Annotated in this window: 8 protein-coding genes; 1 reads left to right on the top strand and 7 read right to left on the bottom strand. The window is 35.6% G+C overall.

The window, feature by feature from the left end:
- From trwL (ACFIKQ_RS02550) to ACFIKQ_RS02525, 6 genes are all read right to left on the bottom strand, one after another.
- Window positions 1-263: VirB2 family type IV secretion system major pilin TrwL (trwL, locus tag ACFIKQ_RS02550; protein ID WP_375655818.1), on the bottom strand; the 263-nt coding region annotated here is incomplete at its 3' end.
- A 34-nt stretch (window positions 264-297) separates the two neighbouring features.
- Window positions 298-609 (bottom strand): VirB2 family type IV secretion system major pilin TrwL, encoded by a 312-nt coding sequence (gene trwL / locus ACFIKQ_RS02545; RefSeq protein ID WP_375655816.1) that lies wholly within the window; start codon window positions 607-609, stop codon window positions 298-300.
- 131 nt (window positions 610-740) lie between these two features.
- On the bottom strand, window positions 741-1,055 hold the full coding sequence (gene trwL / locus ACFIKQ_RS02540) for a VirB2 family type IV secretion system major pilin TrwL (protein WP_375655814.1): 315 nt from the start codon (window positions 1,053-1,055) through the stop codon (window positions 741-743).
- A gap of 113 nt (window positions 1,056-1,168) precedes the next feature.
- Window positions 1,169-1,492, bottom strand: coding sequence for a VirB2 family type IV secretion system major pilin TrwL (trwL, locus tag ACFIKQ_RS02535; RefSeq protein WP_375655812.1), 324 nt, complete (start codon window positions 1,490-1,492; stop codon window positions 1,169-1,171).
- Window positions 1,455-1,754 (bottom strand): KorA family transcriptional regulator, encoded by a 300-nt coding sequence (korA, locus tag ACFIKQ_RS02530; protein ID WP_015857010.1) that lies wholly within the window; start codon window positions 1,752-1,754, stop codon window positions 1,455-1,457. The genes trwL (ACFIKQ_RS02535) and korA overlap by 38 nt, the downstream gene beginning before the upstream one ends.
- Before the next feature lie 124 nt (window positions 1,755-1,878).
- Window positions 1,879-2,511 (bottom strand): TrwN protein, encoded by a 633-nt coding sequence (locus ACFIKQ_RS02525; protein ID WP_375655810.1) that lies wholly within the window; start codon window positions 2,509-2,511, stop codon window positions 1,879-1,881.
- A gap of 742 nt (window positions 2,512-3,253) precedes the next feature.
- Between ACFIKQ_RS02525 and ACFIKQ_RS02520 the strand changes: the two genes are divergently transcribed.
- Window positions 3,254-3,541: an H-NS family nucleoid-associated regulatory protein gene (locus ACFIKQ_RS02520; protein ID WP_375635480.1), complete on the top strand. Its 288-nt coding sequence runs from the start codon at window positions 3,254-3,256 to the stop codon at window positions 3,539-3,541.
- A gap of 1,311 nt (window positions 3,542-4,852) precedes the next feature.
- Here the strand turns inward: ACFIKQ_RS02520 and ACFIKQ_RS02515 are convergent.
- Window positions 4,853-6,130, bottom strand: a complete 1,278-nt coding sequence (locus ACFIKQ_RS02515) for a ubiquinone biosynthesis hydroxylase (RefSeq protein ID WP_375655808.1) — start codon at window positions 6,128-6,130, stop codon at window positions 4,853-4,855.
- Between the last annotated feature and the right edge of the window lie 27 nt (window positions 6,131-6,157).

Here is a 6,157-nt window from a genome sequence, read left to right as displayed (position 1 = left end):
ACACCGATTGCCCACCGTACAAACGTATCCTTTCCGATGTAACGTCCTGCATAACCAATTGCTAAGCACAAAAGTATCACGGCAGCAGCAACAGGAATAATGTTTTTAACAAGATCATCCTGTAAACTTGTTAAAGCTTTGTTCGCTGGAACCAAAACTTGCGCTTGGGAATGTACAGGATGAGTTATAAAAAACGCGGTTATAGCTACAGAAGCTGGAATGATTTGATTATTTTTTGATCTAAAATTATTCAATTTCTTCATTTTTGTTAACCAATAATTACATTTAAATTTATTATTACTTAGTAAATAACATTCCAACAAGTTCAGTTGCTGAACCTGCGATGACAACACCGATTGCCCATCGTACAAACGTATCCTTTCCGATGTAACGCCCTGCATAACCAATTGCTAAGCACAAAAGTATCACGGCAGCAGCAATAGGGATAAGCAGCTTTAAGTCTGTTTGGAGCGCTTTTAAAGCTGTGTCCGCATTTGTTAATTTTGCCTGAGCATACACAGAATTGCTCATAAAAAATGTTGTTATAGCTGCAGCAATTGTTATGATTCTGTTGTTATTTTGTGATTTTAAATTATTTAATTTTCTCATTTTTTATTCTTTCAGGAAGCATTTATGAATGCTATGTGTTGTTATTTTATATTAAATGGTACTATCATCAGTGTATCTACAATAGATAAATAAAATCTATTTTTGTTAAAATTATACTTACATATAATTCATTATGGGTTAAACAACATTGTAACAAGTTGGGTTGCAGAACCTGCGACGACAACACCGATTGCCCACCGTACAAACGTGTCCTTTCCGATGTAGCGTCCTGCATAACCAATTGCTAAGCACAAGAGGATAACGGCAGCAGCAACAGGGATAATACTGTCAATAAGATCTTTTTTCAGAGCATCTAAAGCTGTCTTTGCCTTGTTCAAAACTTGCGCTTGAGCACATATGGGATGTGCCATAAAAGATACGGTTAAAGCTGCAGAAAATGCAATAATTCGATTATTTTTTGATTTCGATTTACTTAATTGTTTCATTTTCTATTCTCTTAAGAGTTTTATCGTTATTTTCAACATCATTGAGATTATTACTAATTTATCTAAAATTAATAAGTAAAATCTGTTTTGGTAAAATTATACTTACATATAATTTATGGAGCTGTTCCAAATAGCATTTTGACAAGTTCAGCTGCTGAACCTGCGATGACAACACCGATTGCCCAGCGTACAAACGTATCCTTTCCGATGTAGCGTCCCGCATAACCAATTGCTAAGCACAAGAGGATAACGGCAGCAGCAACAGGGATAATGTGTCCAATAAGATCTGTTTTCAGAGCGTCTAGAGCTGTCTTTGCCTTGCCCAAAACTTGCGCCTGAGCACATATGGGATGTGCAGTAAAAAACACAGTTAAAGCTGCAGACAATGCAGCAATTTTATTACGAGCTGTTGTGTGAAGAATATTTAATTGTTTCATGTTCTTTATCCTGATTAAGATTAAAACTCCCACAAATGACCCCTCGTTCATGAAGAAACTTAAAGAGATATTTTGGATCAGCCCAAGTTCTTAGTTTTCCTCTTTGTGTAAGTAACGTATATTTATTTGGCTTTCCGGTGATTGGATCATCGGAAATAAACGTGAAATACCATTCTCTTTCTGAAAGCATCACGACTGTAATCTCACGTGCTGCTTTTTGACTAAATGCTATATCAACGCTGTTTTGTTCTATCATTTTCATTATCTTTGCCCTCAATTAGAAGAGATTTTGTCCAATCTTACTAATTAGAGCTTTAACATTTTCTTATCTACCTTTCATTATAATATCCTATCAAAATTCTAGGGTTTCGTGAAAATATCAGTTGTCACTCTAGCGAGCCTCTCGATGAAGAAGAATTTTCAGCCGAAAAAGCATCGCTGGTGCCACTTTCTTTATGTGTAAATGCATCTTCCTCTCCTCTTGAAGAGGGAGGAAGAGAATCTACGTTAGTTGTCTGTTCTGGTTCTTCTTTTTTAAGCTTTACAGGCTCCTGCAAATCTTCATTTCCTCGTACAGCAGCTTTTACTCCAATATATGAAGTAACTTTCTGTATAGAGGTGTGGTTTGAGTTTTCTGTGTTGTAAAAATTTAGCACAGATTGCAAAGTCGCTTTTTCAAAGATGCACTTTGATGTTGTTTGTTCATAGCAGTAAGTTAAAGCGCTTTGTACAGCTGTAAGATTTCTGCAAAAACCAAATGCATCAAAAAGAGAAAACAATTTCACATTTCCAACACCAATTTGCCCTAAAATTATGTTAAAATTATGTTTGCTCTGTCTAAACTGTTCAGTTGTTGCGATTGTTTCCTTAAGCTGAGATGAATGATAGAAGAAGTTATCTTTATCATCTGTTACATAGACATTGTCCCGCGCTTCTTGTTCGGCGATAACTGAAAATGTTATGGGAGGCGTATTGGATATGTATGCAGCAGCAAAAAATGTGAAATCTGGAACAATCATTAGCAATACACCTTATTATGAAAAATTTTATTAATACAAATGCTAATTCTTTGTGGTGCGTTTTTTCGTTGTCTTTTGATTTTATAAATTTGCAGAACGAAATTGTTTAGCGTAGAATATTCCCTGTGATTACTGTTTTGTTCTCTTCTAAGAATATTTCTAATATATGCGAATATCCAACCAACAAGATAAAAGTGTGGAATAAAATAGAGCACATTACGCCAACCAATATTATTGGAATCACGAAAAAATGCGCTGCTTTTAAAAAATAATAATCTTTGATACTGTATTGAAGCTGCTTGTTTTATATAATTTTCTAGTTGCAAAAATCTTTTCAAAAAAAATTTATACGAAGTAAAAATCCGTTGTGTATGAGGGGAGGTTTTATTGTCATAATGAACCACACTATCATTATACAGAGAGGGCTTGTTCTTTGTTGCGTATTGCCATAACTTATAGAGTGACGATTTATATTTACTTTTGACTACTGATTCATGAGAGTCAGAGAGGTGTGATGGTGTTTGAGCACTACATTTAGTAGTTCCAGCGATTGAACTGAAAAAAGATGCAGTGGTGGTAATTGATGTACCAATAAACAGTTCTTTGTGGTCCAAAGCACATCTCCGTCAAAGTGATATATGTATCGTAATTTTAATTTCGATAATAAATAGACGAAAATTGTCTATAATTGTGTTTAAAATATGGCAAGAAAAAATTCTTTTTTGCAAGGGGAGTAATTAAGGTGAATGATCTCAAAAATATGAATTTTGATGAACTACAAGAGATGCGTACACAAATCGATATGGAATTAAAAAAACGGCAAGCAAAGGAAAAGCAAAATGCGCGACGAAAAATTCTTGAAATTGCTAATGCCCATGGAATTGATATCGCTGATCTTGTGAGCAAAGAGCGCCATTATAGAAATCCCAATAACCAATGGGAATTATGGAATGGGCGTGGACGTAGGCCTAAGTGGATTAAAGAGTGGTTGGAGAATGGGTATACACTTGATGAACTTGAAGTAACATAACACGTGTGCGATATTTACAAGATAAGGGAATACCAAGGAATGTAAATGTAAGAAGTATGCTCTTTTGGGTAATTTGATTGTATAGATATACTGAACGAATATATTAAAGTATTGAGTGATCAAATAAAATGATAGGGGGCATGAACAAATGTATTTAAATGAAAAAGGTCTTGTTGTTATAATCTGGCAAGCATAATGATGATGCCAGATTATAATATTGTAATTGCTTTTGGCATTTGAGAGAGGGGGATATTTTACTTCTTTTTATAGTTTTATTGACTCTTTACAAAAGTGGTCGAAATGAGAATAATTTATTGCATGGGGTTTATAGAATTTATGACATATTTCTGAGCGTTTGTGATTAAAATTCATTTATGAGCATTTATGAATAATGAATAAAGAGCTTATTTGAAAATAAAAGGATTGAGTCATTTCTATTGCGGTTTATCTTCTTTTATGGTGTGAAATAGGGGGGGTGATATGCAAGTTTACAATTATGTGTGATGGTATAGAGTACGGAACACTTTGTTATATATTAGAATATTTTTTCTAAAATCGTGTGGTATTCCACAATAAGTTAAAGGGTTAGTCTGAGGAACAGAATACCTCAAACAGAATACAGTTGTGTTACCAATTTACGTGCTTTTTTTAAAAGAAAAATTTTTCAATGCAACTAAGCTTATTTTATGGTGCTTCTCGTGAATAGTATAACGTAAAAGTCCCTATGATTACATAAAATCCATTTTGTACACCACCATTTTTATTTCAATAAAAAATATAAGCCGGCGCCATTATACACTTTACTCACCTCCAATGTTACTAAAGCCCTTAGTGCTTGAGAGGGTAAGGATTTTTATTGCTGTTTTATTTATACGACACTCCTGCTTGTGATGTGCAAGTGAATGATTTTGATTGCTTCAACATGAGAGAGATTTGAATTAAGGGTATTTTATGATCGTTAGATTTATCACTCAATATGAGAACAATGAATTTATTATTATAAATAAAATGTTGTGTGCTAAAAGGTCTTGTTTATTTCGTTATGACGTGAAATGGCTTCTTTTAAGGTGTGGTGATATAAGGCAACCTCTTTGAGACATTAAATGTTTTTTTTTCAGTGCGTGGTGAATATTCTTAGAATGTATCTCGCTTGTCGAGTCTTATATTAAGTGAAATATGGCAGGAGGAAGTCAAGAGAAAATTACTCGACAGGAATCTGGTTTGTAAACAGATTGGATGAGATAGGAATTTTTTGTTCTTTGAAGGAGGGAGGCAAAGGTTGTAAAAAAGTGAAATAGGATGAATTTTTGCTTAAAGTGGGAAGCCGTGTAGAAGGCGTGGGGCATTTGGAGTGAGTCCGGCAGCTTCTTGGATGAAGTATTTTTTTATTTTTGGCGCTTGATTAACAATACCAAGGCCGGTATCGCGGAGCATCCGTAAAAGAAGGCTATCATTAGAAAAGAGTTTATTAAGCCAATCATTGCTTAAAGCCATACGGACAACTTCAAAACGTCTCCAGCTTTGATAGCGCTCTAAAGCAGTGAGGGAGCCAATGTCAAGACCTAGTCGTGCTGTTTCAATAATCACTTCAGCGAGGGCAGCGCTATCACGTAATCCTAAATTGAGTCCTTGTCCTGCAATGGGGTGGATGGTATGGGCGGCATCGCCAACGAGAGCAAAACGTGGTTTAACGCATTGACGTGTTAAAGAAAGACTCAAAGGAAAAGCTTGACGTTCGCCATTCCAAGAGAGTTTGCCTAATCGATGGCCAATGCGTCTTTCGAGTTCTGTTTCAAAAATAAGGGCATTAGCTTTGAGATAATATTGCGCAGTTTTATGATCTTCATTCCACACAATGGCAGATCGGTTGCCTTTGAGAGGGAGAAGAGCAAAAGGACCGGCAGGTAAAAAATGTTGAATTGCTTGACCATTATGGGGTTTTTCATGTTCAACTGTACAGATGATTGCTGTTTGTTTATAGGGATGAGAAAAGTTTTTAAGACCTGCTTTTTGGCGTAATCTCGAATGGGCTCCGTCGGCTGCAATAAGCAATTTTGTTTGCCAAACCTCTTCATTATTTAAAGTGACGGTTTTATGTTGGTCTTCTTGATGAAAATCAATGACACGCGTGTTTGCAATAACAGGGATATTGAGATCTTTGACACGTTTTTTTAAAGTGTTGATGAGTTCTCTCTGCTCTACCATAGCAGCAAAGGGCTCACCAGGGTTAATGTCGCCTTCAAAGGTTAAAAGAGTGGGTTTGACAGGGTCACTTGTGCTTGTATCTGTGATGATCATTGAATGAATGGGTTGCGCATAGGGTTTTATAGGTTCCCAACATTGTAATTGTTTTAACATACGAATAGAAGCAGCAGCAAGGGCAATGGTTCGTATGTTAGAAGCAGGAGTATCTTCTTGTGGAGCAGCATCAACGATTTTTATTTTCAGATTAGGGGCTGTTTGCTTGAGTGCTATCGCTAAGGTTAAACCGACAGCCGCTCCCCCTGCAATGAGAAGATCACATTGTTTTGTTTTATGAGATTTAATTTTTTTATTTGGTTTTACGTCTTTATTGCGATTAGAACACACAATATTTCTTCCATTGTTTACAGTTTG

This window comes from Bartonella sp. MR63HLJHH, assembly GCF_042194155.1.
Lineage (GTDB): Bacteria > Pseudomonadota > Alphaproteobacteria > Rhizobiales > Rhizobiaceae > Bartonella > Bartonella grahamii.
This window is presented reverse-complemented; position numbering and strand designations above follow the sequence as displayed.